We start from the raw sequence: 26,801 nt of genomic DNA, 5'->3' as shown, positions 1-26,801 counted from the left end.
TATTTACTGAACTCCTGAAAGACATGAAAAACAAAAATATTTTTCTCTCTGTATCAATTCTCTTAGCAGCTCTTTTTTTGTTTACAGGATGTGCATCAGAAACTTCAAAATCTGAAATGAATCCGCAATCAGGGGTGGGAGGATCGATGGCACGTTTCGCTATTACAGGTAATACGCTTTATCTTGTATCCAAAGAGACATTGGAAGTATATGATATCACCGATGCGTCCAGTCCGGTTAAATCAACCTCGAAAAATATGGGAATGGGAATTGAGACCATCTTTCCTTATCAGAATCATTTATTCATAGGTGCCAACGATGGCATGTATATCTACAATAACCAGGCTCCTCAAAATCCGGCTTTACTTTCCAAATATACGCATATTCAGTCGTGTGATCCCGTAGTGGTGCAAGGTAAATATGCCTATGTAACGTTGAGAGGAGGGGTTGCCTGCCGTGTGTGGTTTTCTCAGAGTAGCCTGGATGTGGTGGACGTCAGCAATCCCGCAAATCCGATTATGATAAATTCGCAGCAGATGCTTTCACCGTATGGACTTGGCGTTTCAGGAAACAGGTTATTTGTATGTGAAGGGGACAATGGATTAAAGGTGATGGATATTACAGAACCTGCGTCGCCCGTTATGAAAAATCATTTAAAAGACCTGACTTCCTATGATGTGATTGTCAGAAATAACACGCTCATTGTTACCGGCAAGAAAGGATTGTTTCAATACAAGTATGATGAGGAGGACAATATGGAATTGCTTAGTAAAATCCCTGTTTTATGAGGTTGAATATATGGGTTTTCCTATTCAGTTTACTGATCTGTCATGCAGGTTTAGGACAAATAGATCCGGAAGAATCCCGAAAGCATGTGATTCTGAAATGGTCTCCGTTAAGCCTGTATGATATTGATAACACCGTTCAGCTTGGAGTAGAAGTGCCGCTGTCGGATTCCAGGTTTACAATTCAGCAGGATGTTGGATACGGACATGCCAGTTTCAATATATGGTATGCCGACCGCAACAGCCGGCCGGATAAAAGCACCATTAAAGCCAGAACGCAATTTCGCTTTTACTTTTTGGAACGCTCCAGGTTCAGGGCGTACATAGCAGGAGAGTATCTTTACAAAAGGGTTGTTAATCAAAAGCGGGATTGGATAGGACGGGATTGTACAACAACTGGCGGATGTTCTTTTTTTGAGCATATGCAGGTCAAGCAGGGCAGATTTGTGAACGCCATCCATGCAAAAGTAGGCTGGCATTTCTACTTTTCTAATCGAACAAGTCTCGATGTATTTACAGGTGTGGGATTTCGGCAGGCAAAAATGAGAATGATTACACCCGATGTTGAGAACAGGAATCTGGAAAGCGACTGGTGGATCGGAAATGGTAGTTTTAACAATCCTGAAGTCATACCGAGCCTGGCCATTGGGTTTCATCTTGGCATTGCACTGGGGAAATTTAATTAGTAGCGTTCCAACAATGAATCAGTCGTTGGTTTCATTTTTTAGTTTTTTTACGCTTCTGAACAAATCTCGCTTTGCCTGTTCGGGAGTCTGGTCACCCAGAAGTATTCCCCATGGTTTCAGTCCTTCCACCTGATCAAAAACAACTTTGAGGATTGCAATGGCAGGAATAGAAAGAAACATTCCTGAGATGCCTGCTAATGCACCTCCGATCAACACACCTACAATAGAAACAAGTGCATTGATTCTCACCTTAGATCCTACGACAAGAGGCACCAGCAGGTTGTTATCAATAAACTGAACCGTAAGAAATACCCCTACAACGCCGGCAAGTGTATAGCCGTCCGGATGATTGATGAAGGTAACCATCACAGCCAATACCGTAGCAACCAGTCCTCCGATGTAAGGAACCAGATTGAGAATGGCAGCCATGACGCCAAGCAGAATTGCATATTGTACATTCAGGATTAATAAACCTATACAATTCATAATAGCCACTGCACCGGTTTCAAGCATCAGGCCAACCATGTAGCTTTGAATAATCGTTTTGATTTCCCCAACTATTTCCATTACCTGTGTTTTGTATTTTTCAGCGAAAAGCACGACCATAAAATGGAGCAGCATAGCGCGGTAATAAAGAAAAAGAAATACGTAGATCGGAATAAGGATGAGTGAGCCAAGCGGCCCAGTTACGATTCCCAGCGTTTCGGCACTCTGGAAATTTTCGAGTGTCTGTGTCTGGGCTTTTTTGAGATATTGATCCTGCTGGCGGTAACTAACGCTGTATTCACGGCGAATCCATCTTCTGATATCCCGGTAAGCGTCGTTGATGTTTCGTTTCAGTTTAGGCCATTCGTCCGAAAAGTCGGATATCTGCATGGAAATCAATATTGTGATGCCTGCCAGTACGAGTACAGCTAATGTGACAGCTATACTGATCGCAAGTACTTTGGGAATACCCAACCTGATCAGCCAGTTTTCAATCGGGCGTAATAGGACTGCCAGTAATACTGCCATAGCAAGCGGAACAATGATGTCTTGTCCGAGATATATAGCCAGCGTAATAAGTGCAATAGCTATGAGGCAGTGTGAAAGCTGGTGGTAAAAAGGTTTTGTTGGTAAAGGTGTATTCATTGTTCTTTCCGAATTTTAAAACGATAACCAGTGTCCCGGATTATTGTACTTTCTAATCAATTTCGGTAAAGATCAACAATAAAAAAAGCGCGAACAGGATTCCGCGCTTATCATTTGTATTTCTAAAATAGATCTGTCTGTTTTCCAGGCCTCTCAGGGGTTACCGGTATCTTTAAGTCGGTACCCAGTTCTTCATTCATTCTTTTGATTAAATGTGCAGAAAGCAGCGGAGAAGCTTCTTCATGATTCTGGTGTACAAAGAAATAGATATTTTCAATTCCGGCATCGATCCATGCTTTGAGCCTGTCGAACCAGTCATCAAGCCGTGTATAATCCGAATCTGCATTGGCACCATTATAGCGGACAAAAGCAGTTGGAGTTGTCAGCCGCATGTGCAGCAAATCGCGCCTTCCTGCGGAATCTGTAATGATGTGAGTGATATTTTTCTTTTCCAGGAGTTCGTATAAATCATTGGAATTCCAGCTGCCATCATACCAACCTGTGTGTCGTAACTCTAGTGCAAGTGGAAAACCTGATGGCCATTCTTCCAGGTACGCCTGAAGCGTTTCCCAGTTTTTCGGCCCGAAATTGTCGGGCATCTGCAGAAACAGCATGCCCAGTTTTTCCTGAAGGTGTGCGATTCCGTCCAAGTATACTTCGGTAGGCTCTTTGGCATCTTTCAGCCTTTTCCAATGACTGATTCCCTGATGTAGTTTCGGGAAAAACCTGAATTCATCCGGAGTCTTTTTAAACCAGCCTTCTATCGTTTCGACAGGGAAATTATTGTAAAATGTAGCATTTAATTCAATACTGTTGAACTGTGTGGAATAGTAGGCAAGCTCATCTTTGGTTCCTTTAGGATAGAAACTCTTCAGATCAGCTTTGTTCCATTTTGCACATCCGATATAAATTCTAACGTTCCCTTTTTTAACTAAAACCTTAGCGGTATCAGGATGGTCCGCAGGAAGGGTAAAATCTATATTGTCCGGGTTGTCAACTTTTCCGAATTTCATGGTAGTGTCGTTTGATAAGTTTAAATATTTAACACAGAGTTTCACAGAGTTGAAAATTAAGCTCAGTGTACTCTTTGTTCCACTTTGTTAACTCTGTGTTGAAAAACTATCTTCCGAAATCGTCCTGAACACGTACGATATCATCTTCGTCAGATGGATTGGACGGATCTGTATGCTGCCATATTTCCGCTACGAAACCCCATTCATCCACACCTACGAGGCGGTGCCGTTCTCCTTTTTTCAGATCAACCACTGTTCCGATCGGCAGCTGGCGTAGTTCTGTTTCTTCGTCTGTATCACTGATGACGATGCCTGCGTTACCTCCGATCACTTTCCATATTTCGGCCCGGCGGTGGTGATATTGCCAGGATAAACGCTTATTGGGTGCTACAACCAGGATTTTTGGACTCAATTTTTCATAACCGGCGAAATCCTCCAGCGAAAGATGCGGGAAAAATGTGGAAATGAACTTTGGTGCTTCTTTTTCTTCCAGAACGAAAAATCCGCCCCATGGACGAGAGTGATCCTTGCTCACAACCGTGAAGCCTTGTTCTGCGATGAACTGTCCTACTTTGTCAAAAACAACGTCTTTATCGGCCGTTGCTGAGAATGATTGAATCATGCTGTGTGTTTTAATCAGGTTGAACTTCAAAATTAGGATAAAATACAAAAAGATGCCCTGAATTGCAGAGCATCTTTTATATAATGATTTTTCGGTTACCTAAATCGACTATTGAACTTTTAAAGTCCAGCCGAAAGTATCTTCTGCCGCGCCTGTGCGAACCTCAGTAAGGTATTTCTTCACCTTGGCAACAAACGAATCTTCTTTTACTTCTGGCACCGTATAATCAACGTCTTCGTAAGATATGGTAGCGAATGGAGAAATTACTACAGCTGTTCCTGCTCCAAATGCTGCTTCCAGACTTCCGTCTTTCAATGCGTCGATGATTTCTTTTACACTGATTCTTCTTTCTTCTACAGGAACTCCCCAGTGCTGCGCAATAGCAACAATACTTTTGCGGGTAATACCGTCAAGCGTAGTTTCAGATACATAAGGAGTGACCAGTTTGCCATCAATCATGAACATGATATTCATCGTTCCTGATTCTTCTATATAGGCATGCTCACGTGCGTCCGTCCAGATCAACTGATCGTAGCCATCCTGTTGAGCCAGTTTGGCAGGATAAAGTGAGCCGGCATAGTTACCTGCGCATTTCGTTCCTCCCACGCCCCCTTCTGCAGCACGGATATATTTCGTCTCCACTTTCACACGAGGAGGCTTCGCATAATAGGAACCAACCGGACTTGTGAAGATAATAAAGTAGTAAGAGTCAGATGGTTTTACACCAATGTAAGGATCGGTGGCAAACATATAAGGACGGATATACAGCGAGCATCCTTCTTGAGAAGGTACCCAGCCTGCATCCAGCTTAAGCAATTCATTTAAGCCTCCCATGAAAATATCTTCAGGGACTGAAGGCATGCAAAGTCTTTCGGCCGATTTATTAAGCCTTTTCCAGTTATCGATTGCACGGAAAGTAAGTACTTCACCCGCTTCGTTCTTATATGCCTTCATTCCCTCGAAAATAGCCTGTCCGTAGTGCAAAGCTGCTGTAGCCGGGCTTAGAGACAGGTCTCCGTAAGGGACGACGCGTGAATCGTGCCACTGGCCATCACGGTATTCAGAAATGAACATGTGGTCGGAAATGTTCCGGCCAAAAACAAGGTTGTTGAAATCAACCTCATGCAAGCGTGAATTACTTGTCTGCTGGATCTCGATTTGCAAGGTGTCGGCTGTCATGATGCCCGTGTGTTTACTTATAAATTGGATTGATGTTGCTCCCGAAAGAGTCTTGCAATTTAAAAAAATAATATCAGGAAAATAAAGGTATTTAGTATAACAATTAATTATTTGTTAATTCTTGGTTTCCAGACAACTTCTTCGATTTGAAGCTCGTGGCTCATCATTCTGCATAACATAAAGAGGTAGTCCGACAGGCGGTTGAGATACCTGATCACAATTTCTTCTACTTCCTCTCCCTGTCGCAATTCTATTACGGCTCGTTCTGCCCTCCGGCAGACCGTTCGTGCTACATGCCCGAATGATACGGAAACATGCCCGCCCGGTAGTACAAATGCTCTCAATGGAGGAACCATGCGGTCAATATAATCCATTTCATTTTCTAAAAACTTGATATCGTTTTCGACAAGATCGGGCAATATTCTCTTTGATTGTTCAGGCTCCGAAGCCAGGTGAGAGCCTACGGTAAAAAGCCGGTCCTGGATTTCTTTTAATACTTCTTTTCTGGCTGAGTTAACGGGCTGATCGCCAAGCAGACCTATATAGCTGTTGAGCTCATCAACAGTGCCATAAGCATCAATACGTATATGTGCCTTACTAAGCCGGGTTCCGCCGATAAGGGAAGTGGTACCTTTGTCACCGGTTTTGGTGTATATTTTCATGATGGGGAAGTTTCTGTTTAGCGTTGAATAGTTGTAATGTTTATTTTACAGCCATTAGGAATCAGAAAACAAACAAATGTACCAAAGTTTGAACTTACCCAAGTTCACAGCGTGGCTAACAGCTTCCCAACATCTTTATATCAACTTTTTGGCTTATACATTTCCGTCAGTTAGGTTTTAGAAACTTCCCGACCTAATTTTGCACCCAAATTTACTATGACGAAAAGAGAAGCCTGAAAGGGTAGTTTATTCATGAAAATCGGAACATTTTTTTTTAAGGTCTGGCGCTGGACCTCAGTTTTGCTGGTAATAGGGGCATTGGTATGGACGTACTCATTATTCCCTGAAATGGTTGCTGTCGACTTTTCTGACACAGGATTAGCCGAAAGATATGTAAACAAAGAGCAGATATTCTATATTGTGATGGGTCTTTTCCTTGTCAATAATGTAATTATAGCAGGTTTGGTGAAACAACTTCCTAAAATGGATGCGTCTCATTTACCTATTTTAAAAAGGAATGAATGGGCAAAGCATCGTGAGGAATTGAACGAGCATTTAACCAACTGGCTGTTTTGTGTGATGGCGGTAATCAATACCATTATCGGCTTCAGCCTTTTTGCATTGGCCACGATTAATAGTGACAATTTCAAAATGGATGTTTTTGACTTTTCCTGGATTTATTATGTGGGAATGGCGCTGTTAGTCATTGTTTTTTTGCTGCCTATCAGGTTGTTCTGGACTCCTGTACCCAAAGACAGGATATAGCAATCAGCATTTCAATAAATATCCATTGAATGAAGACTAACTGGCTTGAACAAGCGGCGTCTATACGACTGGAGGCTTTTCATTATGATTTGCCTGACGAGCGCATTGCCCGATATCCGCTCAATCCCCGCGATAGTTCAAAATTATTGGTGTATAAAGACGGGAAAATAGCACATCAGCAATTCCCGGATTTGGTGGGTCAGTTGCCAACAGACTCATTACTTGTTTTCAATAATACCAAGGTCATTCCGGCACGTGCCCACTTCCGGAAGGAAACAGGTGCTACCATTGAAATATTGCTGTTGCATCCCGAGCAACCTACACAGGTGATCAACGACGCCATGCTTGTGACGCAAACCTGCGTGTGGGAATGTATGATCGGAAATAAAAAGCGTTGGAAAAAGGCGGATGTGCTGAGTACAACCATTACTGTAAATGGCGAATCGCTGAAGCTGGAAGTGGAATATGTGGATTATGAAAGAAACCACGTTCGCCTATCCTGGAACCGTGAGTTTACATTTCTGGAGATCGTAAAAGCACTTGGTGAGATACCTTTGCCGCCTTATCTGAATCGGGAAACTGAGGAGCTTGACAAACAAACTTACCAGACCGTATATGCAGATCGCGATGGAGCTGTTGCAGCGCCTACTGCCGGGCTTCATTTTACAGAGCAGATTTTTGAAAAACTCAATGAAAAAGGTGTAAAGCGGTCATTCCTTACATTGCATGTGGGTGCGGGTACATTTCAGCCTATTAAAGCCAGCACGGTAACCGATCACCGGATGCACTCTGAGCAGATTGTTTTCTCAAGAGAATTGATTGATGACCTACTTGCTGGAATCGGATCGGTAATTCCTGTCGGTACTACTTCCATGCGCTCGCTGGAGAGTCTTTACTGGTATGGCGTGAAGCTGTTCCGGAAGGAAACAACTGTATTTCAAATCGAAAAACTATACCCTTATCCATTTGAAGAATATGAGTTGCCAGATGCCGGACAGGCTTTGAATGCCATTGCTGATTATATGGATGAACAGGGACTTACACAGTTAGTCGGTGAAACCGAAATTTTTATTTTCCCGGGCTATCAATTCCGTATATGCAAAGGCATGGTTACTAATTTCCATCAGCCAGGTTCCACGTTGATATTGCTCGTGGCGGCATTGGTAGGTGAGGATTGGGCAAGAATTTACAATGAAGCGCTTGACAATGATTACCGCTTTTTGAGCTACGGGGATTCCTCGCTTTTGTGGGGGAGGGGATAGGGGCATAGATCAGGTTTTACGATTTATTCAAATCTTACGGAAGTTGTAATTACACTGATTTTCATGTAATTTGTCTTAAAATCCTAAGGATCAGATATGGGACATGCAGAAGTAGCCGAGCGGAAATATAGCGTTGCTGAGTATCTTAAAATGGAGGAGCAAAGTGAAATTCGTCATGAATATTATGATGGAGAGATCTTTGCTATGGCTGGGACAACCATGAATCATAATAGGATTGTTGGCAGAATCCGGAGATTTTTTGAAAATGTTTTTTTGCCAAAGGGATGCGATGTTTTCGCAGAGAATGTGAAATTAGAAGTGATCAAAAACTTCTATTATACGTATCCCGATCTCACCGTGACCTGTGCACCGGAAGATATTGCTGGTACCTACATTGCAAAACATCCCAGCATACTGGTTGAAGTTTTATCCAAATCGACAGCCACCTACGATCGTGACTTTAAATTGAGAAGATATAAGGAAATTCCTTCTCTCAATTACTATATGCTGGTTTCTCAATACGATTGCTACATCGAACTTTACACCCGGACAGATCAGGAAGGCGTCTGGACTTATCAGGCATTTGATAACCCCGAATCTGTCATTAGCTTCGATTTGATGGGTTTCACAATGCCTGTTTCAAAGGTATATGAAGGAATTGTATTTGTGGAGGAAGAAGGTTTGGGTCAATAGTGCACGAAGAATCAAATTTTCTACCTCGCTCCCCTTATCCGTATTTCTCCTGGTGTCTTTATATTATCAGCACTCCTTTTTAGTATTTTTATCAAATTCAAGCCATCATTTCCTTTTATCTGTTTTCAATAGAAGGTGTATTAAAAATTGTCGCTCAGCTGGCGAGAGGTTCTAATATTAGGGTATATTATCCAAGCTCTCTGACGACTGCATATGCCCGATTAAATACGGGAAAACGTATCCATACTACTACTAAAATGCCGTTAGGCATCTAATATCGGTAGCAAGGTTGTGATAGAGATTATCCTACAATGCCGTCAGGTATGCAACATGGGTCGAAAATTACATATTTTGATTTGCTATTAACGTTATATCCCTAACGGGATTTGGATGTAATAAGGGTTTCAAATATCTACCAAAATTACATCGCTACGCGATTTTGGGCAAGAAGGTGCTTAATCAGCTAACTCTGAATTCGATGGGCTTGATCCTTAAATTTGCCCCAATACGTTCTGTGTTAACAGGAAGAAAATAGTAATATTGAGATGTTTTATAACCGGTTTACTACTACAAGGTTTCATTTAACAACATCGAATTTCCACAGCCTTTGGTGGTTACCGAATATCTATTTCACAGCCACAGTCTCGCTTTTTTTAGAAACTCCGTTTTCATTAAAGGCTTCTATAGCAAAGTAGTAAGGAACGCCCACATTCAATGCACGTAATTCGAAGGTTTCCGGTTCGTCGTTCCAGAATTGATAGGTTTGATAAAGCTTATCAGGTGCAATTCCCCAAAGGATGTTGTAACCTGTTGCACCAGCCACCTTTTTCCAGGATAGGTCTGCATTGCGGGCGTCTTTCTGGCGAATCGCTTTAAATGAGTCAGGCGTTTCCGGAACCTTGCCATAGCCGTTTCCAAAAATTCTGAATTCACTGATTGCTAAGATAGGAGAAGCGACATAGACATGCTCGTAGCGGACATAACGTGCTTTCACAGGTTGGCTTAGTTCGATGTAAGCGCATGGTCGGTCTCTTTTAGGCTCTTTGGTCAGATCACTCACGACCTCCCATTTTTTAGCATCTTTGGATGTCAGGATTTTAAATTGGGTGTAGACTTTCTCAGGATCGTTGGCAAAAATGTCGGATTTGTAATCTGTATAATTGATTTGTATTGCTTTGATGTCCGACTCTTTTCCTAGATCCACAGTAATTATTTCTCCCGGTTTATTTTGTTTCGCTGCCCAAAACGTTCTTGGGTTTTCGTCAGTAATTTTTGCTACAGACATCGTGTCCAGTGTAGATGAGGCGGTCACAGGTTTCTTGTAGGATAGCAACATCCAGCCGGTAAAAAGTTCATCACCTTTTCCTTCCCACTTTTTCGTCGTCATTTTATGAGGAAAATCGCCGAACCGGGTATTGGCAAACATGTGTCCGTCCTTGTCAAAACCTGCTGCGTAACGTACCATTCTGCGTTCCATGGCCCAGTTCAGTCCGATCCACGATGTGCCCGTATTCCAGTAATTACCATAATTATCCTGAAAAGTATTGCCATGTCCTGCACCGGTTGCGAAACCTCCCGGTTTGTAAGATACAGGATTATAAGGTGCATAGGTGAAGGGGCCGAGTGGATTGTCTCCGACATAAGTACCATTGGCATATACATTATATTCTGTTCCAGGCGCGCCGTACTGCAGGTAATATTTTCCGTTATGTTTAGTCATCCATGCACCTTCTGTAAAAGGTTTGAAAGGATCGGAGTGGTTGGGGCCAAACCGTTCCCAGCCGTGCTCATACGGATTCAGCCAAAACATAGCCTGGTATTGTCCCTTGAAAGCAAGCCGTTTGGAATGATCAAGTTCTGAGCCGAAAATAGGGTAGACATTGGACGAGCCCCAATACATATACCATTTGTCGGTATCGGCGTCGTGAAAAATTGCCGGATCCCATGGGCCAATGTCCTTCGGTAAACGGGGCGTCCATCTGTTATAAAATTCCCATATTCCTTTTTCAGGAGCAACGGAATACAGTATGGGACGGGATTCAAATGTGGACTGAAACAGAAACAACGTATCACGAACGGAAACGGCAGCTGGTGCGCACATATCCTCAAAAGGCCAGCGATTGGCAGTCAGGTATTTCCAGCTGAGCATGTCTTTGGAATGCCAGTATCCACCCTGAATCGTGACAAACATGAAATACTCGCCTTTGTGATTGATGATGACCGGGTCTGCTCCGGAACGATAGGAGATATGCTCGTTCAACTGCTCGAAGTTGTATTTGTAATCAATATCCATCGGATTACAATAGGTGGTTTGCGCATGGGAGCAGATTCCTGTGAACAACAGGCAAAGAAGGAATACGAGCGAAAAGTGTTTTTTAAGTTGCACTTTCATAATTGTATCAGTGTATTCGTTTCTTTAAAGATACTGTTTTTCACTCTATACAAAGGTTAGTTTTCCTTGTCTAATTTAACCTACCCTATTTAACTTGAAATGATAAGCCGTACCTTTGCGGTCGATTTGTGGCATGTGATGCGACACAAGAGAAATAACGATAATTAAGTATACCGATGAAGACTGATTTTATAGAAGAATTACGCTGGCGGGGCATGTTGCATGACATGATGCCGGGAACAGATGAGCAGCTGAGAAAAGAAATGACAGCAGGTTATATCGGTTTTGATCCTACAGCATCTTCACTACATATTGGAAATCTGGCTACGATCATGCTTTTGGTACATTTTCAGCGGGCAGGCCATAAGCCGTTCGCATTGGTGGGCGGAGCAACAGGAATGATAGGAGATCCGTCTTTCAAAGCGTCAGAACGTTCATTTTTGGATGAAGAGACCTTGAAATTCAATCAGGAAGGAATCCGCAAACAACTGGAGCAGTTCCTGGATTTTGATTGTGGCGAAAACTCTGCTGAAATGGTCAATAACTATGACTGGTTCAAGGAAATGGGTTTTTTACAGTTTCTGCGTGAAGCTGGTAAGTTTTTGAGCGTCAATTATATGATGTCCAAAGACTCAGTCAAAAAGCGTCTTGAAACAGGTATTTCTTTCACCGAGTTTTCTTACCAACTGCTTCAGGGATACGATTTTTATCATTTATATAAAACCAAAAATATCCGCCTGCAAATGGGTGGATCGGATCAGTGGGGAAATATCACCACCGGAACAGAAATCATCCGTAGAAAAGAAGGAGATGAAGAAGGGTATTTCAAAGCGTATGCACTGACAACCCCTCTTTTGACGAAATCTGACGGTAGCAAATTTGGTAAAAGTGAAGGCGGCAATATTTGGCTGGATCCTGAAAAAACCTCTCCATATACTTTCTACCAGTTCTGGCTGGGACAAAGCGATGAAGATTGCCCGCGTTACATTCGTGTTTATTCTTTCAAAACCAAAGATGAAATCGAAGCGCTGGAAGCACAGCATGCAGAAGCACCACATTTACGTATTTTGCAAAAGGCACTTGCTGAAGAATTGACGGTTCGGGTACATTCACAAAAAGCGTACGATCTGGTACTGAAAGCTTCGGAAGTATTGTTTGGGAAAGCAACGCTGGAGACGCTTCAGAGTATCGCTATCGACGAATTTGATACTATTTTTGAAGGTGTTCCTCAGACGGAAATTAGCCGTGAAGAATGGGATGGTACTCAAAATGTCCTGGATCTTGTATCAACCGTTACCAAATCGGAAATATATCCTTCAAAAGGTGAGGCCAGAAGAGCCATTCAGCAAAATGCAGTTAGTGTGAATAAAGGAAAGGTGACCTCTGCTGAGCAGCCTTCATCAGATTTCAGCCTGCTGCAAGACCGATTCTTATTGATTTCAAAAGGAAAGAAAAATCACCTGATCAAGGTGATATAAGCTTATCTGTATAGATAGAAAATGCCCCGGAGAACGCAATGTTCCGGGGCATTTTTTGTTGGTCACAATGCTGAAAGTTAGCTTTTTCCGGTAAAGCTATTGATCACCGGAGCAGCTGTAGGGTTGTATTGGTAAGTCTGCCAGGTATCATCTTCATAAATCTCCACCACTCTATACCCTTTATAGGCAGTTCCCCAATTTCCTCCAAAATGCCCATCGAAGAAATAAGGCTTTTTACCTTTTTGCTTTTTGCCATCCTGATCGTGATCGTGACCATTAAAGATAGCTTTTACATTGGGTGTATTGTCCAGCAAATCCATTACCTCTTTACAATTGATTCCATTATCTGTCCATTTCTCAGGAGTGATATGTAAAAAAACAAATATCCCTTTCTTTGAACTGTATTTGGTTAATTCCTCTTTAAGCCACTGTATGTCAGGACAAATGTATTCGCCCTTTTCGTTGGAGGTATCGCCGACAACGAATGCGTAATCATTTTTGCCAAAACTATGATTGGGTTTGTATCCCCAAGTACTTTCCCAAACGTCAATACCAACTCTGTCGTGGTTACCTCTACCTACAAAATAGGGTACGCGCAGGCCGGAAAGTGTGGTTTTGAGATCGTATAAAAGCGTAGGGTCATCGTGAATCAGATCGCCGTTCAATACCAGAAAGTCAACTCCTTTTTGCATTTTTTCTCTGTTAATCCATCTCACCATATCGATATGCATGGATTTGAATTCCGTTCCCGGTTGTCCGTAATGGCCGTCAGAAGCAACAATAAATCGCATAGCGATTCTGGCAGTACTATTATTCGTTTCAGATAAAGGCACAGATGTTATCGCAGGTATAGCAGGCAAAAGTTTTAGAAATGAACGTCTTTGTATGGTCATTTTATTTCAGATTGAATCGGGGTTGCGGCATATGATCTATTGTCAAAAATAGTTATTCATCACTGATATTTCCTTTAATATTGTACCTTATTATTAATTTTTAACAATCGCATTATGGACCGTCTCATTCTCCAGAAAGCCGCATCGTACTGTGCGTATCAGGAACGCACACAGGATGAAGTGAAGCTTCGGCTCAAGAAATGGAATGTATGGGGCGATGAGGCTGATGAAATTATAGCGGAGCTCATTTCAATGAATTATCTGAGTGAGGAGCGGTTTGCCAAAAGTTATGCCGGAGGGAAATTCAGGGTCAAGAATTGGGGACGGATGAAGATCAGGCAAGAACTCAATCGCCGCGGCCTCAGTAATTACAGTATTGAGAAGGGGATGAATGAAATTGAAGATGAGGCCTATATATCAACATTGAAAGAGCTGCTTATCAAGAAAAAACGTTTACTGGAAAAGACAGAGACCGACAAATTCAAGCTGAAACAAAAACTGGTACGCTATGCTTTGGGTAAGGGCTATGAGAGCGAGCTGGTGTGGAAGCTGGTTGGGGAGGAATGAACATCAGGATGGCTGTTGCATGCCTATGGCATTTTTGAAAAATCCGATTTTAGTCTTTTCTACCGATACTTCATGCCTGCGGCATTGTAGTATTTACAAAATACTGGCTGAGAAATCGCGTAGCGATGTAATATCGGTAGCCATGAGAATGATGAGGAGCATAAATTCCGTAGGAATGAAACATGCTGCAAAACAAAAAAGAAGTGGTTAATCCATACGAAAAACAATTTACGCTGCATTAACTCACTTCAAAATTTCCAATAGATCAAAAATCAGAATCAAAAGAAATCTTATGTCCTGAATCTTTGTCTTTAACACCACTCATCACACCCGCTTTCTGGTATTCACCTACTCTTTTTTCAAAGAAGTTGGTCTTGCCTGGCAATGATATTAACTCCATAAAATCGAAAGGATTAGCCGAGCCAAACTGCTTAGGGCATCCCAGACGTTCCAGCCAGAAATCAGCAATGTATTCGATGTATTGATTCATCAGTTCGGCATTCATCCCGATCAGAGAAACAGGCAAGGCTTCAGTTACGAATTCCTGCTCAATACGAACAGCATCCATCATAATCTCAATCACACGCTCCTGTGGTAGTTGATTCACGATATGACGCGTATAAAGCAGACATGCAAATTCGCAATGAAGACCTTCGTCTCTGGAAATCAGCTCGTTCGAAAATGAAAGTCCTGGCATTAATCCGCGCTTCTTCAGCCAGAAAATCGAACAGAAGGAGCCGGAAAAGAAGATACCTTCAACAGCTGCGAAAGCGATAATTCTTTCAGCAAATATGGGGCTGTCTATCCATTTAAGCGCCCATTCAGCCTTTTTCTGAACACAGGGTATGGTATCAATGGCACGGAGAAGCCGATCTTTTTCAGTAGAATCCTTAATGTAAGTATCAATCAGCAAAGAATAGGTTTCAGAATGGATGTTTTCCATCGCGATCTGAAAGCCGTAGAAGCATTTGGCTTCTGCATACTGTACTTCGCTCAGAAAGTTTATGGCCAGATTTTCATTCACGATCCCATCTGAAGCAGCGAAAAAAGCAAGTACGTGAGAAATAAAATGGCGTTCGCCATCATTGAGATTTTCCCAGTCCTTCTGATCCTGTGAAAGGTCAATTTCTTCAGCTGTCCAGAAAGAAGCCTCATGGCGCTTGTACATTTCCCAAATGTCAGAATGTTTGATGGGGAACAACACAAAACGCAATGGGTCTTCGGTCAGCAAGGGTTCGGGTGCAGAGCCATGCTGATTAATAAGATCTTGTGACATAATTAGTTGAAAAGTTTATTTACGATAAGGTACGTTAGGAAGACTGACCTTCATGTGAAGGGCCATTTGAGGGAAAACAAATCTACATGGTTTGATTTACAATCTCAAATGGAAGTGGGTCTAAAATGGAATGATATTTTCGAGAATTATCTATGGATTCAACTAACTTTGGAATGCTGTACACGCGAGAGCATCTCTTCGGGTTTTGAAGTCAGTTTTATTCAATCCATATCCTAAGCTTACTCTCGGAAAGTCCTTTTTTATTTGACATGATTTTATCAGAACAGGAATCTGCTTCATCGCCACTCGTCTCGATTCTTGTAGCCACCTACAATGGCGAACGGTTTCTTCGGGAACAAATGGATAGCCTGGTTAAGCAAACCTATAAAAACCTGGAAATTGTGGTTGTGGATGATGCTTCCAGCGATGATACAATGTCTATACTGGAGGAATATATCAATTCCTACCCACATATAAGATGCTACCCGTGTGAGCAAAATTTAGGGTATATCAAAAACTTTGAGCGGGGGATACTGCTTTGTAAGGGAGAGTACATTGCCCTATGTGACCAGGATGATATATGGCTGCATGAGAAAATCAGCCGTTTGATGGAGCTTCGTGGAGATTATCCTTTGATTTACTGTGATTCAGCATTAATTAACAGTACCGGAGCTACTTTAGGAATAAATTTGTCGGATGTAAAAAGGATGACCGATTTTTGGACACCTCTTAACTATGTAACGGGTGGCACGGCTTCAGGTCATGCGATGCTTGTGAAAAGCAAGTCTATTCATCAAAGCCTTCCTTTACCTTCAATAGTAACACACGATTACTGGATCGGATTTGTAGCAACCTTTTCTGGCTCACTAAAATACCTGGATGAGCCTCTTGTATTGTACCGGCAGCACGAGGCGAATGTGGTGGGGGTGAATGTCGGAAGAGAAAGAGCAACAAAAAAGTTGAAAAAAAGCAAAGAAGAGAAAAATGAAATAGCCCGGCAACGAATCAGACTCATGTATGAAAAATGTCCTGATTTACTTTCGAATGAAAAAAAGACCTTTTTAGCGCTGGATAAAAGCTATCAGTATTTTTCTTTGATAAATAATTTCAGACGGATGATGCTGTTTTTTCGCTACAGGAAGGAAATTACGGCCTATAAAAAGCGTAGAAATTTGCGAATTTGGTTCTTTTGTTTCAAAATGTTCTTCAGGTTACAATAAGATAAACTGGTTTAAGATTAAAAGGCGATACTTTTGCAAATAACTTTTGATACAATGTAGCTTACCAATGATTGAAGAAAAAGTAGCACAGCCTGATTCATGTGAAAATAGCGATGCTTTGTTTTCCATACTGATTCCGTCCTGGAATAATCTTGCTTATCTGAAACTGTGCATTAGCAGTATTCAGAAGAATTCTTGCTACAATCATCAGATCATTGTACATATCAATGAAGGAAAAGATGGTTCTCTTGACTGGGTCAGGGCACAAGGCAATATTGACTATTCTTTCAGCGAGCAAAATATTGGTGTTTGTTTCGCTCTTAATACCGCTGCAAGCTTAGCCAAAACATCCTATATATTATATCTCAATGACGATATGTATGTGTGTCCTGACTGGGATAAAGCTCTGTATGATGAAATAAAGCGGATTGGTCATAACAAATTTTTTATTTCAGGCACCGCTATTGAGGCGTATCCACAAAGTACCTGTTCTATTAAAGGTGACTTTGGTAATGATATCAATACATTTGAGGAAGAGCGCTTACTTGCCGAATATGCTAAACCCTACATGCCCGACTGGCAGGGAGCAACCTGGCCGCCTAATGTCGTTCATAAAGATATTTGGGATACAGTGGGAGGCTACAGTATTGAGTTTTCGCCCGGGATGTATTCAGATCCTGATTTTTCCATGAAATTGTGGAAACTTGGTATACGTCTGTTTAAAGGAGTTGGTAAAAGTAGAGTGTATCACTTTGGTTCTACATCAGTGAAACGCGTTAAGAAAAATAATGGATATTTCACTTTTATCAATAAATGGGGACTTACCGCGGGCACGTTTTCAAGGTATTATCTGAAAAGAGGTGAAACCTACGACGGGCCGTTGATACAATTGGAGATACCCATTGCCATTCGTATGAAAAACCTCGTTAAAAGATTGCGTGCAACCTGGTGAAACCATTCTATATCCAACGCTTACGCCTGAAAAACCATAGTACCACGGCTGAGGAAAGAACCATCAGGAATAAGGATAACCAGAAACCCCATGGGTAATCTGTAGAAGGCATGTGATCATAATTCATTCCGAAAATACCCGCAATGAGGGTAGGTGGCATGAAGATGATGGTCACCACAGTGAATATTTTGATTACCTGACTTTGTTCAAGATTGATCAAACCCATAAAGGTGTTTTGCAGATATTCCAGTCTTTCAAAGTTGAAGGTGGTATATTCAAGCAATGAGCTGATGTCTTTCAGGATAATCCGTAAGTGCTCTTTTCTGTCGGCAGGAAAATACTGGCTGCGCAATATACCCGAAAGTACACGTTGCTTATCGATGCTGGTCTCACGCAAGGTCATTGTTATTTCCTGTAATTCACTGATCCTGATCAGTACTTCCTGACGGGCTTTCTGTTCACGGCTCAAGCCTTTACTAATGGAAGATATATCTCTGGAAATGGCTTCGAGGGAATCTGCGTCAGCTTCAATACGCGTTTCGAGTAGTAAAAGCATAAAATCTACTCCGGTCTGGAACGTATCCGGACTTACTTTCATCTTCTTTACAGCATCGGCAAAGGTTTTGGAATCGCCGCGTCGGTAAGTGAAAAGCGTGTCGTTATGCAAGATGAAAGAGACCGGATACACTTCATAGCCATTCTGATCTACTTTCAGAAAGTTGGAGTTGGCGTTGATGGTATTGTTCTGTTCAAAAAAACGGGAACTACTTTCAATTTCCACGATTTCCTGAGGTGTTTGAAAACTGATATCACATTTATTTTCTACCCATTCTTCTTCTTCCGCACTGGGAGATTGCAAATCTACCCAGACCAGGTTTTTGACCTTGCCAAGCTCACGGATATCATTTTCACGTTTAATTAAACGTCCCTCTTTATAGAAAATACGAACCATGGTTTAAAATTAGAATAAAGATTGCGTTTCACGTAAAGCAAAGAAGAAAAAACGCAAAGCTCACTGAAATTGAGGTACGCTGCCGTATTAAATTATGGCTACCATTTTTAATCTTCCCTGCTGTGCATATAATTTTTGTCTTTCTCTTAATTTTGTGCGATGCAAAGCAGTAATTCCAAGGGTATCTTCACCACACAGTTCTGGTTACTAGGCCTCAGTTCATTTCTTTTTTCTTCCAGCTTCAATATGCTGATTCCTGAATTGCCAGGATATTTGTCTTCGATGGGAGGTTCAGAGTACAAAGGTTATATCATAGGTCTGTTTACACTGACTGCCGGTTTATCGCGTCCTTTCAGTGGACGGCTTACTGATAGAATAGGGCGTGTGCCGGTTATGGCTGTCGGATCTATTGTATGTTTTGTGTGTGGATTTATGTATCCGATTTTTATTACAGTGATGCCATTTTTACTGCTACGTCTCGTACATGGTTTTTCTACCGGATTCAAGCCTACAGGGACTGCAGCCTATGTGGCAGATATTGTTCCGGCCGACAGGAGAGGTGAAGCAATGGGAATTCATGGCATGTGTATGGGGATGGGATCGGCGTTCGGGCCTGCCGTAGGAAGTATGATTAGTCAGGCATTTTCGCTCAATGTTCTTTTTTATACTTCTTCCCTGTTTGCATTGCTCTCTATTCTTATTCTTTTCAATATGAAAGAAACTTTAAAAGAAAAGGAGCCCTTATCTTTGAGTGCTTTCAAAATAGGATGGCGGGATGTATTTGAACCAAAGGTACTTAATCCAGCACTGATTACATTTCTGGCCTATTTTGGCTTTGGTGCGGTGGCGACTCTGGCTCCGGACTTTAGTGAATACCTGGGATTGCAAAACCGTGGAATCTATTTTATGGTTTTTACTTTGTTTTCACTTTTGATCAGATTGGTAGCCGGAAAAATATCTGACAGACAGGGCCGTATTCCGGTTACGATTGCTGGTTGCAGTGTATTGATCATCTCTATGGTTATTACCGGTTATGCTGAATCGGTATTTGTGTTTCTGACTGGCGCTGCATTTTTCGGAATTGCGATGGGGATTTTATCTCCGGTACTTTCCGCCTGGACAGTTGATTTAAGTAGTGACCAAAATCGCGGAAGGGCGCTTGCAACTATGTATATATCATTGGAGGCCGGCATTGGTCTGGGTGCATTTCTGTCTGCTGCTATCTATGCCAATCAGCGCTATAACATGCCGCTGGTATTTCTGTGTATGGCTGGCTTTGCAGCTGCCGCGCTGATTTATTCCGTTTATCTGAAACAAAATAAAAAAAGACCGACCCGTGCTGTTTGACGACACTTATAAAACCATTGAAACATCTGCTGAAGGCTTTTTTAAGGATAAAGGAAGTAGGTTTCTGTCCTATGCCTATCCGGTACGCACGGAAACTGAGGTAAAAGCGCTGCTTGTAAACCTGCGTGAGCTACATCCCAAAGCAGTACATCACTGTTATGCCTATCGTTTCGGGCTTGATAAAATGACCTACAGAATGAGTGATGACGGAGAGCCTTCGGGAACAGCCGGAAGGCCGATTCTTAATACGCTTTATTCGAGAGAAATTACCAATATACTGGTAGTGGTGGTACGGTATTTCGGAGGAACATTATTAGGTGTTCCGGGATTGATCAATGCTTACAAGACGGCTACCGAATATGCTCTGGATGAGGCGCAGATAGTTGTGAGTCACTTTTTCGAATGTTATCAGTTGGATTTTGATTACATCAAAATGAACGATGTCATGCGGATTGTGAAAGAAATGGAATTACCCGTAAAATCCCAAAATTTTGAAATGCAGTGCACGATATTATTGGAGGTTCGCACAACACTGACCGAACGATTTATGAGTAGGTGTGAAAAAGTAGACGGACTGAAAATAAAGCTGGTATAGGCTGGTTTTAGTGTTAGTCATTGTCTTTTAACATTCTTACAAAGTCATCCTCGTAGTCCTTCAGGGCTTTAAGAAGCTCCTGCAATTCAGCATACTCAGGAGTTCCTTTTTTTGCTCCGTAAATTTCATCTGCCCGCTCGGAGGCATTTTCGTATTCTGTTTCGTTTTTGATTGTCATGTTTTTTCTATTGGCTGATACAAACCTAATAAAACCAGCGAACAAGTTCCAGTCGTAAGGAGAATGACTCTATCGATTCTGTAAATAATAAATTCCTATATCCGGCTGTTATGTATGTTCTCAATTCTGGTTTTTAGTCTGGTATTAGAGATAAGGTTTTGAAAATCAGGTATAGTTACCTATGCAGATACAGTAGATGTACTCTAAAAATGAAGATAGACATCATATACTTTTGTTTTGCACAAAAACATACGTTTTATGAAATCTATCTGCCAATTTTCAATGGTTATTCTGGTGAGTTTATCTGTACTTTCCTGTACCAGCAAGGTAATTCTTTTAACTAATTTTCAAAATGAAGCACTTGGGATCACACCGTCCCACGACATCCCCGGTAACCCTCCTGGTGACCGGATAGATTTTGTACCAGAACTGGCTCCAGGATTAAAAATAGGTCCGTGGAATACGACAGGAACCAAAGCACTGGAATTTTCTTATGTCAATACAGGAAAGCTCTCCGGCCATGCAACCTGGTTATCTTTCAGAGGAGCTTCCACAGATTTTTCTCAGACTGTATGGTATATTTACAGTGCTAAGCGTAATGCCAATTTTGGAGATCTTATTACAGATCTGTCGGATGGAAGCTCAGGGTACATTGCCAGAATGAAAATAAGTCCGACCGGCGCTGTGAGCCTTATAGGGCGGGATTGGACCACCGCGCGTATGATTGGTACTGTTCCTGTAGATGCGCCGCATTCTGTTATTTTTACCGTCAATGTAAGCAGTGGAACTTACAATCTAATGATTGCATCCACAGGGAGGGAGCTTATTCGTGTGAGCAACGAACCACTCATGACAAGCAATCCGTTAAGCTTTCATAACCCAGCGAATCCATCTATCAGTTTTAATTTCGATCAGGGTGCTGGGCCTGGCACGAAGTATACGATTGAGCGTTTGTCAATTACACGTAAAGATCCGTCTAAGAAATAGGAATGAAATAGAATTTGAATGGGTGTTCCACTCAGTTTTCTCTCTTAAAATCAAAAAAACCGGCGATTAGGCCGGTTTTTTTGATTTTAAGAGAGATCAGGGTTTAATAACCGGGATTCTGCGTCAGCGTTGGTTTGCCGTCCAACTGGCTGTTCAGGATCTCATCCTGTGGAAGTGGGAAATAGTTGTTTTTAGATGTAAACGTCTTTCCAGCCATATATCCACGCTTCGCAAACGTACGTCCGGATGGTTCTTTACCAGCTACTGCTTCTTCAGCCGCATATTTGTTCAGTACTTTTTCAGCAATGCCCCAGCGTACCAGGTCAAAAAAGCGGTGGCCTTCCATGGCAAATTCAAGACGTTGTTCCATACGAACTGCGTTTCTGGCAAAGTCAGCTCCTTTACTGGCAAAAGTGCCGGCAGCATATGGCTCTACTTTGTAATTGATGCTTGCATCCTGGACAGACCCTGTTTTGGCACGGTTACGAATCTGATTGACATACCCTTCTGCAGCAGCAAGATTTCCCAGCTCTACTTCAACCTCTGCAAGCCATAACAACACATGTGAAAGCTTGATCATTCTGAAATTATTGTTCACATTCCTTCTGCTGGTAGAGTGAGTCGTACTATTTTCTTCACCTACATAATACATCCACTTTTTACCGGTAAAAGGTCCTGCATAGGCCTGATCACGAATCCATGAAGCACCTGGCATAGGTCCCCAATCCAGGAAGTTTACCCCACGACGACCTACAGTCCAGTCAAGACGAGGATCGACGGGCACAGTTTTGTCAACTGTATATGCGGTAGCTGCAGCAATACCCTGATCATTTGGCAAATCCACTTTGTTATACGTGTCGGCTGAACCATCTGCGGCATTACCGATCATAGGAAGGCCATTTTCGGTTTTGAATGCATTTACCAGATTGTGCGATGGTTGGTAGAAACCGCAGCATCCTCGCCCCGGAGCACCGGCGGAGTAGGGCCAGTTCAGGTTATCTCCTGCATTTCCGTTATTACCATTTGTTCCGTCATTTACCGAAAACTGAACTTCAAAAATGGATTCTGTATTATTATTTCCGGCTGTTCTATAATTGTCGTGATAATTAGCTACCAGTTTCTTTCCTGAGTTTTTCAATACATCATCAAGTAAAGTTTTTGCAGCCGCCCATTTCTTTTGAAACAAATACGTTTTGGCAAGAAAAGATTTAGCCGCCCACTGTGTAGCTCTTCCTTTTTGTGTTTGTACGCCTGGAAGAGTCTTTGCTGCGAAATCAAAATCAGCTTCAATTTTACCCCATACATCCGTTGTGTTGGGAATTTTGGTTGAATTCGGATCCGATGATTTATAAATAACCTCGTCTATGTATGGGATGTTATTCCACATTTTTTTTGCCTCGAAGTGATAGAAACCTCTGAGGAAACGGGCTTCGGCAATGACCTGCGCCTTTTCTGCATCTGTCATGTCTTTTACCAGTTCGCCGTTGACAATCTGGATTACTTCGTTGCATCTGGCTACGCCATCATATTGATGCCACCATTTGCCCAGGAAATAAGTGTTGTCTGAAAGCCAGTTATATTGTTCAATAAAAGACTGTTCGGGCTGGTCACCCGCATCTGTTCCCTTCACGGCATCGTCACTGGAAATCCCTCCGAATACATAATTGGACACAGTGGACTGGCGACCTGTGTTACCGGAGCCCACTCCATCTACCAATGAATAGGCACCTATCAATAGTGCATTGACACCGTTTTTATTACTCAGCTGTTCAACTGAAGCACGGCCTTGCGGCTTCAGGTCAAAAAAACTGTCGGAGCATGAAAAGCTCAGTCCCGTCAGTATACAGATTAATGCTATCTTTTTCATCTTAATACTATGAAATGTGAGTGATTTTAGGACCTTAGAAACCGAAACGTAAACCTACCAGATACGACTTGGATACCGGATAAGCACCTTCATCTACCCCTAAATGTTTGTCTTCGTTGTCATTCCCTGATCGTCTTAGATTGATATCAGGATCCAGCCCGGTGTACTTCGTGAATGTGAACAGGTTTTGTCCCTGTACATAGATCTGAGCAGAACCAATCTTCACTCTTTTAAGTAGTGCCGTTGGCAGTGTGTAGGTCAGCTGAATATTCTTGATTCTGAAATACGATCCGTCTTCCAGGAAATAGGACGACACCTGCTGGCTTGTTGCATCTCCTGAGTTAAGTCTCGGAAGTTTGGCGTCATCCCCTGATTGTTTCCAGGAATTGTACAACATGTCTTTGGATCTGTTACCCTGGAATACGTTGAAATCGGTCCAGTATCTGGTGTAATTAAATATTTCGTTTCCATACACACCCTGTCCGAATACAGTAAGATCAAATGCCTTGTATCCTACATTTAGGTTCACACCATAGTTGAAATCAGGGTGAGGGCTTCCAATGATGGTGCGGTCAGCAGCAGTAATAACGCCGTCTCCGTTTACATCTCTGAATTTGAAAACACCTTCACGTGTATACGAGCCAAATTTCGGGGCAGCATCAGCCTCAGCCTGATCCTTGATCACGCCATCCACAAAGTAACCGTAATAACTTGCGATCGGATATCCGGCTTTGGTCGCCGACATGGCTGGTAGACGTGTAGAAAAACCAAAAATGGTAGCATTTGGGTCATTGTTCAGCTTTACAACATTGTTTTTGTAGTGACCAAAATTTACCCCCAAAGCATAGTAGAAGTCATCTTTCTTATCCCGGAAATTAAGACCGATGTCAAATCCTTTGTTGGTAACTTCTCCGATGTTCGTATAAGGAATAGTACCGGTACCTGCAGTTCTGGGCATAGCTATTTGCGTCAGCATGTCAGTCGTTTTGCGACTGTACAAATCAAGTACAGCTTCCAGTTTGTTGTTAAGAAGGACAGCATCAATACCTATGTTGGTAGATGTATTCGTTTCCCAACGCCCATTTGCATTGCCAAACTGAACCAGGTCAAACCCACCCACAATAGATGAGCCTGTACCGTTGATATCATAGCCATTATTCTGAGGATCAGCTGCATATAAAGTATAGGCGTTGTATACATTCGGAATCAGCTGGTTGCCTGTCTTGCCCCACCCGAAACGTACTTTCAAATCATCCAGTACCTTGCGGGTAGGCTTCATGAAATCCAGTTCTGTCATACGCAGACCCAATGAGAAAGCAGGGAAAACACCATACCGATAGGCTTCAGAAAAACGGGAAGATCCGTCACGACGCAGGGTGAAATCTGCAAGAAAAAGATCTTTGTAGCCATAGTTGATTTTACCAAACTGAGAAAACAATGCACTACGAATGGCTCCCGCTCCTGCATTGGCCAAACCAGCCGCTGAACCTGCATCAAGATAACGATAGTCGACATCATCAAATGCAAATCCGCTTCGGCTTGCCTGGAAACCTGCCGAGTATGTTTTTACAGCTTCCGTACCCACAAGAATATTCAGATTATGCTTACCAATAATTTTGGCATAATTCAGGGTATTGAACCAGGTGAAAGAGCGGTCCAGATTATTGATCACATTCAAACTGTTGGCGTTTCTGGCCTCGGCTGCTTCGATATCTCTGTGAAAATATTCTGATCTGTTTGACTGGTTGTATTCCAAACCAAAGCTGGTACGACCCGTTAAGCCGGGCAGGATGTCGATCTGTGCATAAGCATTACCGAATACGTGTGTGCCTTTTGTGATGTTGTCTTTTTCACGATACAACCTTGCGAATGGATTGGGCGCATTGCCAAGGTTACTTCCACGACTTCCTGCAAATCCATTGTAGGCCGAGGTATTGGTTCCTCCAAGGGCAGTCGGTCCGCCAGTAATATCGAATACAGGAATGATCGGGTGCACCCTGATTGCAAACATGATCGGGTTACTTTCGTCATTGTTCGTAATACCCTGACGTTCGTCATAAGAGAAAGTAAGGTTTTCTCCAACAGTCACTTTTCCTTTTGTAAATTCAGTATTAGCGCGAATCGAATATCTTTTGTAATTGGTATAGCGCAGGATACCGTTTTGTTTGAAATAATTGGCGGAGATCGCGTACTTGGCTGTGTTGGAGCCACCACTCGCGCCGATCTGATAGTTGGAAATAGGAGCCGGGTCGAAAATTACATCCTGCCAATCGGTACCTTCCTTGTTGGCTTTTGTAATGTTGAAAGCTGTTTTTCCCAGATTTGGATCAGCAATGTCATTCGTATAGGTATAATTGGCTGGTAGTGTTCCAAATACGTTTGGATAAATGTAGTCAGCGATGGTTTGGTTGCCATTTTCATCAAACTTATACTGAACTGACGGAGATGTAACTGAAGGATTTTTCCCTGCTCCCAGTTCTGACTGATACAAATACTCACCCAGTTCTCTGGTGTTCAGCAGATCCAGCATTTTGCCGGGGCGTTGTGTGCCGGTGTAGAAGTCAAATGTAATACTGGGTGCACCTGGCTTTCCTTTTTTTGTCGTGATAATGACAACACCATTTGCTGCACGTGCACCATAAATAGATGCCGCAGAAGCATCTTTAAGTACCTGCATGGATTCTATGTCATTCGGGTTCAGCTGATTTAGCGTACCTTGAGTTGGTACCCCATCGATTACATACAACGGACTATTGTTATTGATAGACCCGAAACCTCTGACACGTACCATCGTACCTCCGCCGGGCGAGTTGTCGTTACCGACAGTTACACCGGCGGCACGTCCCTGGAGCATCTGTGTAACACTGGCGGCAGGTACTGCTGTCAATTCCTTTGGACTAATTACTGTTACCGCACCGGTTATATCCTGCTTGCGCTGGGTTGCATAACCGGTTACAACAACTTCGGTCAAACTCTTCACATCGTCGGCAAGTGTCACATCAATAACGGATCTGTTACCAACTGTAATTTCCTGTTTGATAAAACCGATGGAAGAATATACGAGAACAGCATTGGCATTACTAACCTGAATGGAGTAGCTTCCGTCTGCGTCGGTAACCGTTCCGGTATTGGTGCCTTGCAGTTGAACATTGATACCGGGGAGTCCGGCACCATCAACTGCTGATGAGACTTTTCCCGTTACTTTTTTGTCTTGCGCAAAGGCATCGCTGCCAGGCAAGGTGGCCATTAGTACGATCATAAACCATACAAGGACTGGTAAATTTTTTTGCATACAGATA

24 protein-coding genes are annotated in these 26,801 nt (G+C 42.4%); 12 read left to right on the top strand and 12 right to left on the bottom strand.

All coding sequences use genetic code 11. From position 1 onward, the window contains the following. Window positions 1–23 precede the first annotated feature (23 nt). Window positions 24–788, top strand: coding sequence for an LVIVD repeat-containing protein (locus AC1XUE_RS20060; protein WP_483357762.1), 765 nt, complete (start codon window positions 24–26; stop codon window positions 786–788). Next, on the top strand, window positions 785–1,471 hold the full coding sequence (locus AC1XUE_RS20055) for a DUF3575 domain-containing protein (protein ID WP_483357761.1): 687 nt from the start codon (window positions 785–787) through the stop codon (window positions 1,469–1,471). Before AC1XUE_RS20060 ends, AC1XUE_RS20055 begins: the two co-directional genes overlap by 4 nt. 18 nt (window positions 1,472–1,489) lie before the next feature. Here AC1XUE_RS20055 and AC1XUE_RS20050 read toward each other — a convergent pair whose 3' ends face one another. The 5 genes from AC1XUE_RS20050 to AC1XUE_RS20030 form a co-directional block, all read right to left on the bottom strand. Next, window positions 1,490–2,602: an AI-2E family transporter gene (locus AC1XUE_RS20050; protein ID WP_483357760.1), complete on the bottom strand. Its 1,113-nt coding sequence runs from the start codon at window positions 2,600–2,602 to the stop codon at window positions 1,490–1,492. 122 nt (window positions 2,603–2,724) lie between these two features. Next, the gene (locus tag AC1XUE_RS20045) at window positions 2,725–3,615 is read right to left on the bottom strand and encodes a DUF72 domain-containing protein (protein WP_483357759.1); all 891 of its coding nucleotides are present in this window, start codon (window positions 3,613–3,615) and stop codon (window positions 2,725–2,727) included. Between the two features lie 106 nt (window positions 3,616–3,721). Continuing rightward, entirely contained in the window at window positions 3,722–4,237 is a 516-nt protein-coding gene (locus AC1XUE_RS20040) for a cupin domain-containing protein (protein ID WP_483357758.1), read from the bottom strand. A gap of 108 nt (window positions 4,238–4,345) precedes the next feature. After that, window positions 4,346–5,416, bottom strand: a complete 1,071-nt coding sequence (locus tag AC1XUE_RS20035) for a branched-chain amino acid aminotransferase (RefSeq protein ID WP_483357757.1) — start codon at window positions 5,414–5,416, stop codon at window positions 4,346–4,348. 107 nt (window positions 5,417–5,523) lie between these two features. Next, window positions 5,524–6,078, bottom strand: a complete 555-nt coding sequence (locus AC1XUE_RS20030) for a cob(I)yrinic acid a,c-diamide adenosyltransferase (RefSeq protein WP_483357756.1) — start codon at window positions 6,076–6,078, stop codon at window positions 5,524–5,526. Window positions 6,079–6,330: 252 nt separating this feature from the next. Between AC1XUE_RS20030 and AC1XUE_RS20025 the strand changes: the two genes are divergently transcribed. From AC1XUE_RS20025 to AC1XUE_RS20015, 3 genes are all read left to right on the top strand, one after another. Then, on the top strand, window positions 6,331–6,843 hold the full coding sequence (locus AC1XUE_RS20025; protein ID WP_483357755.1) for a hypothetical protein: 513 nt from the start codon (window positions 6,331–6,333) through the stop codon (window positions 6,841–6,843). Between the two features lie 29 nt (window positions 6,844–6,872). Then, on the top strand, window positions 6,873–8,105 hold the full coding sequence (locus AC1XUE_RS20020) for an S-adenosylmethionine:tRNA ribosyltransferase-isomerase (RefSeq protein WP_483357754.1): 1,233 nt from the start codon (window positions 6,873–6,875) through the stop codon (window positions 8,103–8,105). 96 nt (window positions 8,106–8,201) lie between these two features. Further along, entirely contained in the window at window positions 8,202–8,798 is a 597-nt protein-coding gene (locus tag AC1XUE_RS20015) for a Uma2 family endonuclease (protein ID WP_483357753.1), read from the top strand. Window positions 8,799–9,423: 625 nt separating this feature from the next. Here AC1XUE_RS20015 and AC1XUE_RS20010 read toward each other — a convergent pair. Beyond that, window positions 9,424–11,190: a discoidin domain-containing protein gene (locus AC1XUE_RS20010; protein WP_483357752.1), complete on the bottom strand. Its 1,767-nt coding sequence runs from the start codon at window positions 11,188–11,190 to the stop codon at window positions 9,424–9,426. A 176-nt stretch (window positions 11,191–11,366) separates the two neighbouring features. Between AC1XUE_RS20010 and tyrS the strand changes: the two genes are divergently transcribed. Next, a complete protein-coding gene (gene tyrS, locus AC1XUE_RS20005) occupies window positions 11,367–12,668 on the top strand; it encodes a tyrosine--tRNA ligase (protein WP_483357751.1) in 1,302 nt (433 codons plus the stop codon). A 77-nt stretch (window positions 12,669–12,745) separates the two neighbouring features. Here tyrS and AC1XUE_RS20000 read toward each other — a convergent pair whose 3' ends face one another. Then, window positions 12,746–13,561, bottom strand: coding sequence for a metallophosphoesterase family protein (locus tag AC1XUE_RS20000; RefSeq protein WP_483357750.1), 816 nt, complete (start codon window positions 13,559–13,561; stop codon window positions 12,746–12,748). A 114-nt stretch (window positions 13,562–13,675) separates the two neighbouring features. On the opposite strand from AC1XUE_RS20000, the gene AC1XUE_RS19995 reads away from it, so the two are divergent. After that, on the top strand, window positions 13,676–14,128 hold the full coding sequence (locus AC1XUE_RS19995) for a regulatory protein RecX (protein ID WP_483357749.1): 453 nt from the start codon (window positions 13,676–13,678) through the stop codon (window positions 14,126–14,128). Between the two features lie 265 nt (window positions 14,129–14,393). Here the strand turns inward: AC1XUE_RS19995 and AC1XUE_RS19990 are convergent, their stop codons facing one another. Next, complete coding sequence (locus AC1XUE_RS19990; protein WP_483357748.1) at window positions 14,394–15,404, bottom strand: ribonucleoside-diphosphate reductase small subunit; 1,011 nt, start codon at window positions 15,402–15,404, stop codon at window positions 14,394–14,396. Window positions 15,405–15,673: 269 nt separating this feature from the next. On the opposite strand from AC1XUE_RS19990, the gene AC1XUE_RS19985 reads away from it, so the two are divergent. Beyond that, the gene (locus AC1XUE_RS19985) at window positions 15,674–16,624 is read left to right on the top strand and encodes a glycosyltransferase family 2 protein (protein WP_483357747.1); all 951 of its coding nucleotides are present in this window, start codon (window positions 15,674–15,676) and stop codon (window positions 16,622–16,624) included. Between the two features lie 67 nt (window positions 16,625–16,691). Beyond that, window positions 16,692–17,576: a glycosyltransferase family 2 protein gene (locus AC1XUE_RS19980; protein WP_483357746.1), complete on the top strand. Its 885-nt coding sequence runs from the start codon at window positions 16,692–16,694 to the stop codon at window positions 17,574–17,576. A gap of 7 nt (window positions 17,577–17,583) precedes the next feature. On the opposite strand, the gene corA is transcribed toward AC1XUE_RS19980, so the two are convergent. Next, window positions 17,584–18,528 (bottom strand): magnesium/cobalt transporter CorA, encoded by a 945-nt coding sequence (gene corA, locus AC1XUE_RS19975; RefSeq protein ID WP_483357745.1) that lies wholly within the window; start codon window positions 18,526–18,528, stop codon window positions 17,584–17,586. A gap of 159 nt (window positions 18,529–18,687) precedes the next feature. On the opposite strand from corA, the gene AC1XUE_RS19970 reads away from it, so the two are divergent. Next, entirely contained in the window at window positions 18,688–19,875 is a 1,188-nt protein-coding gene (locus AC1XUE_RS19970; RefSeq protein ID WP_483357744.1) for an MFS transporter, read from the top strand. Next, window positions 19,865–20,470 carry an IMPACT family protein gene (locus tag AC1XUE_RS19965; protein ID WP_483357743.1) on the top strand — a complete coding sequence of 202 codons (606 nt, stop codon included), beginning with the start codon at window positions 19,865–19,867 and terminating at the stop codon, window positions 20,468–20,470. The genes AC1XUE_RS19970 and AC1XUE_RS19965 overlap by 11 nt, the downstream gene beginning before the upstream one ends. 13 nt (window positions 20,471–20,483) lie before the next feature. On the opposite strand, the gene AC1XUE_RS19960 is transcribed toward AC1XUE_RS19965, so the two are convergent. Next, window positions 20,484–20,648: a hypothetical protein gene (locus AC1XUE_RS19960; protein WP_483357742.1), complete on the bottom strand. Its 165-nt coding sequence runs from the start codon at window positions 20,646–20,648 to the stop codon at window positions 20,484–20,486. A gap of 258 nt (window positions 20,649–20,906) precedes the next feature. On the opposite strand from AC1XUE_RS19960, the gene AC1XUE_RS19955 reads away from it, so the two are divergent. Then, entirely contained in the window at window positions 20,907–21,635 is a 729-nt protein-coding gene (locus AC1XUE_RS19955; RefSeq protein WP_483357741.1) for a hypothetical protein, read from the top strand. Between the two features lie 103 nt (window positions 21,636–21,738). Here the strand turns inward: AC1XUE_RS19955 and AC1XUE_RS19950 are convergent, their stop codons facing one another. After that, complete coding sequence (locus AC1XUE_RS19950; RefSeq protein ID WP_483357740.1) at window positions 21,739–23,502, bottom strand: RagB/SusD family nutrient uptake outer membrane protein; 1,764 nt, start codon at window positions 23,500–23,502, stop codon at window positions 21,739–21,741. A gap of 34 nt (window positions 23,503–23,536) precedes the next feature. Further along, a complete protein-coding gene (locus AC1XUE_RS19945) occupies window positions 23,537–26,794 on the bottom strand; it encodes a SusC/RagA family TonB-linked outer membrane protein (protein WP_483357739.1) in 3,258 nt (1,085 codons plus the stop codon). Between the last annotated feature and the right edge of the window lie 7 nt (window positions 26,795–26,801).

It is taken from the genome of Dyadobacter sp. HNCC25DJ187 (assembly GCF_056895255.1).
Note: the sequence above shows the minus strand (reverse complement) of the source record. Positions and strands in the feature narration are given on the sequence as shown.